Origin of the sequence: Staphylococcus ureilyticus, assembly GCF_002902235.1 — a bacterium.
Taxonomy (GTDB): Bacteria; Bacillota; Bacilli; order Staphylococcales; family Staphylococcaceae; genus Staphylococcus; species Staphylococcus ureilyticus.
Genome location: NZ_PPRL01000147.1, coordinates 1 through 3,481, shown reverse-complemented (window position 1 = coordinate 3,481; position 3,481 = coordinate 1). Strand labels below are relative to the sequence as shown.

At 32.5% G+C, this 3,481-nt stretch carries 4 protein-coding genes; 3 read left to right on the top strand and 1 reads right to left on the bottom strand.

The annotated features are described in order from the left end of the window. Positions 1-122 precede the first annotated feature (122 nt). Entirely contained in the window at positions 123-536 is a 414-nt protein-coding gene (locus CD150_RS12355; protein ID WP_046206864.1) for a universal stress protein, read from the top strand. 145 nt (positions 537-681) lie between these two features. Here CD150_RS12355 and CD150_RS12350 read toward each other — a convergent pair whose 3' ends face one another. Beyond that, entirely contained in the window at positions 682-1,371 is a 690-nt protein-coding gene (locus CD150_RS12350) for a metal-dependent hydrolase (RefSeq protein WP_046206863.1), read from the bottom strand. A gap of 204 nt (positions 1,372-1,575) precedes the next feature. On the opposite strand from CD150_RS12350, the gene CD150_RS12345 reads away from it, so the two are divergent. Both CD150_RS12345 and CD150_RS12340 read left to right on the top strand, forming a co-directional pair. Further along, positions 1,576-2,628: a M24 family metallopeptidase gene (locus tag CD150_RS12345; protein WP_103161637.1), complete on the top strand. Its 1,053-nt coding sequence runs from the start codon at positions 1,576-1,578 to the stop codon at positions 2,626-2,628. Beyond that, positions 2,625-3,254, top strand: a complete 630-nt coding sequence (locus tag CD150_RS12340) for a copper homeostasis protein CutC (protein ID WP_103161636.1) — start codon at positions 2,625-2,627, stop codon at positions 3,252-3,254. The genes CD150_RS12345 and CD150_RS12340 overlap by 4 nt, the downstream gene beginning before the upstream one ends. Positions 3,255-3,481: the final 227 nt, after the last annotated feature.

Genomic DNA, 3,481 nt, shown 5'->3' with positions numbered 1-3,481 from the left:
CATATATTCAGTAATATATTAATATTTATAAAACTTTTTACTCTGTTACTATGAAAATATATAATTTTTAATTTGATTTGTGATAAACTCTAATTAGAATAGAATTAAGGAGGGATGGAATAATGTTTAAAAATATTTTACTCGGTGTTGATACCACACTTAAAAATGAAAAAGCGCTAGAAGAAGTTTCAAAATTAGCTGGTGAAGGTACTGTTGTAACAATTCTTAACGCAATTAGTGAACAAGATGCACAAGCATCGATTAAATCTGGCGTTCATTTAGATAAACTTGTTGAAAAACGTAGTAAAGGTTTAGAAAATACACGAAATACGCTCGATGAATATGGCATTAAATATGATGAAATCATTGTGCGTGGCAATGCTAAAGAACAATTGGTAAAAGAGGCAAATAGTGGTAAATATGAAATTGTTGTACTTAGTAACCGTCGTGCTGAAGCCAAGAAAAAATTCGTGCTAGGTAGTGTGAGTCATAAAGTTGCTAAAAGAGCAAGCATCCCTGTGCTTATTGTAAAATAGCATAACACTTAATATGACTCTAATAGTCACCTCATTGCATAAAACGATCCAACTCTATAAAACCAAAGAAAACGCCAATTCCTCTAAAATCCTAGTAGAAATTGGCGTTTTTGTTTTATCCAAGATTTTTTATGTCACAATCACTTTAAAGTTGGACTGCATCACCTGGATTTAATATCTGTACTTCACCTTCTGAAACAGCTGACTTGAAATCTTCTGGATTTTGTTTAATCAAGTCAAATGTATTGTAGTGAATTGGTACTGTAATTTTAGGTTTAATGAACTGATTAATTGCAAAACTAGCATCATCAATGCCCATTGTGAAATTATCACCAATTGGAATAAAACAAATGTCAACTGGATGACGTTCAGCAATTAATTTCATGTCACCAAATAATCCTGTATCACCAGTATGATAAATCGTCTTGCCTTCTATTTCTAAAATTAGCCCCATCGGCATACCTAAATATACGGGAATACCATTGTCATCAGTCAAGCTAGAACTGTGAAACGCTTGTACAAACTTAACCGTTCCAAAATCAAATTCTGCTTTACCACCAATATTCATAGGTCTAACATTTTCAACATTTTTAGTAGTCGTTAAATAATCACCTAATTCAGCTGAACCAATAACTGTTGCATGGTTTCTATTTGCTAATTCAACTGTATCACCAAAATGATCGCCATGACCATGTGTTAAAATTATATAATCTACTTCTAAAGTTTCAGCATCTAAATCAGATAAATCGTTTCCCGTAATAAATGGATCAACAATTACTTTTTTGCCATTTGCTTCAAAATAAATCGTTGATTGTCCATGAAAAGATAATTTCATATCGATAATTCCTCCCATAAAACTATTTATTTTATATATACCACAATGATTAATAGTTATAACACACTTTTACCAAAATACGTGTTTATGAACGATAAATTTTTTTATAATTTTAGCAATATACTTTATTTCAACATATTATTTTTGAATTCCTTACACAACTAACATAAAATTAATATAATCATATATTTAGGAGGCAGTAAAATGAAGTTACAACAAGTTATAGAATCATTAAAGTCACAACAAGCTGATGCAGCATGGATTACTACCCCATTAAACATCTTTTATTTCACCGGCTATTTAAGTGATCCTCACGAACGGTTACTAGCTCTTTTAATCAAAGCGAATGGTGATCAAGTTTTATTTTGCCCACAATTAGAAGTCGAAGAAGTTAAAGCTTCACCTTTTGATGGAGAGGTCATTGGTTACCTTGATACAGAAAATGCATTAGATAAATATCCACATACTTTCAATAAAATGTTAGTAGAAGCGGCTCATTTAACTGTACAGCGTCAACGTGAATTAATCGAAGCTTTCAAAGTACAATCGTTCGGTGACATAGATCAAACGATAAAGTCACTACGTAATGTTAAAAGTGAATCTGAAATCGCTAAAATTCGGAAAGCTTGTGAACTAGCAGATAAATGTATAGAAATTGGAGCAGATTTCTTAAAAGAAGGTGTGACAGAACGACAAGTTGTTAATCACATTGAATATGAAATCAAAGCTTATGGCGTTAATGAAATGAGCTTTGATACAATGGTCCTTTTCGGTGATCACGCAGCATCACCACACGGTATACCTGGCGACCGTCAATTACAAAATAATGAATTTGTGTTATTTGATTTAGGCGTCATTTACGAAAATTATTGTAGTGATATGACCAGAACAATTAAATTTGGAAAGCCTAGTTCAGAAGCTCAAAACATTTACGATACCGTATTAAAAGCTGAACAAGCGGCGATTGCTGCAATTAAACCTGGTGTACAAATCAAAGATGTAGACGCTATTGCTCGAGATATTATCACAGATGCTGGTTATGGAGACTATTTCCCTCATCGATTAGGACATGGCCTAGGATTAGAAGAGCATGAATACCAAGATGTTTCTAGTACAAATACAAATGAATTCGTACCGGGTATGGTTGTAACAGTCGAACCTGGCATCTATGTTCCAGGAGTAGCTGGTGTGCGTATAGAAGATGATATTCTTGTTACTGAAAATGGAAACGAAAGCTTAACAGGTTACGAAAAATGATCAAAGAGGCCGTAGTCGAAACAATCCAACAAGTTGAATACGCAATTGAAAATGGTGCAGATCGTATTGAATTATGTGATAACTTACATGTCGGAGGTACCACACCTAGTATTGGAATGATTGAAATTGCTACTGAAATTTGTAAAGCAAATCACGTAGAAATTGCTGTCATGATACGTCCCCGTGGAGGCAACTTTGTATATAGCTTATACGACTTTGAAATTATGCAACGAGATATTAAAGCTATTAAATCATATGATATTGACTACTTTGTTTTCGGTTGTTTAACAGATGATAATACACTGAACGAATGGCAAATGAAAACTTTAAAACAACTCGCATCACCAATACCTGTTGTTTGTCATATGGCTTTCGACGAAATTCATTTAGAAGGACAGGTAAAAGCATTACACAAATTAATTGAACTAGGTTTTACCAGGTTACTGACTCATGGTGGTCCAGCAGAAACTGATATTTTTGATAATTTAAATCAACTTGGTAAATTGGTCGTGAATTCTGGTGGAAATATTGAAATCATGCCTGGTGGTGGTTTAACAAAATCTAATGTTCAAGAACTCATTAGTGCATTTCCTTTTCAAGAAGTACACGGTACAAAAATTGTATAGCAGTATCAAATGATCTTATATAACATTCAAATGCTTAACTGCAACACAAATTTCATCATATTGTTTACCATTAAGTTTATAATGCTATGAAATTAAACGATTGTTGTGTTCGTGTCTCAATATTTAGATTATATTTTACAATTATCATTATTTAAACACATTAAATTTCATAAATTATTTTAAAATCCAAATTAAAAACTGGTAACCTCTACTTTATAGAAGAGATT

Coding starts and splice junctions, on each gene's coding strand:
- CD150_RS12345 (WP_103161637.1), top strand. CDS start 1,576: ATGAAGTTACAACAAGTTATAGAATCATTAAAGTCACAACAAGCTGAT.
- CD150_RS12340 (WP_103161636.1), top strand. CDS start 2,625: ATGATCAAAGAGGCCGTAGTCGAAACAATCCAACAAGTTGAATACGCA.
- CD150_RS12355 (WP_046206864.1), top strand. CDS start 123: ATGTTTAAAAATATTTTACTCGGTGTTGATACCACACTTAAAAATGAA.
- CD150_RS12350 (WP_046206863.1), bottom strand. CDS start 1,371: ATGAAATTATCTTTTCATGGACAATCAACGATTTATTTTGAAGCAAAT.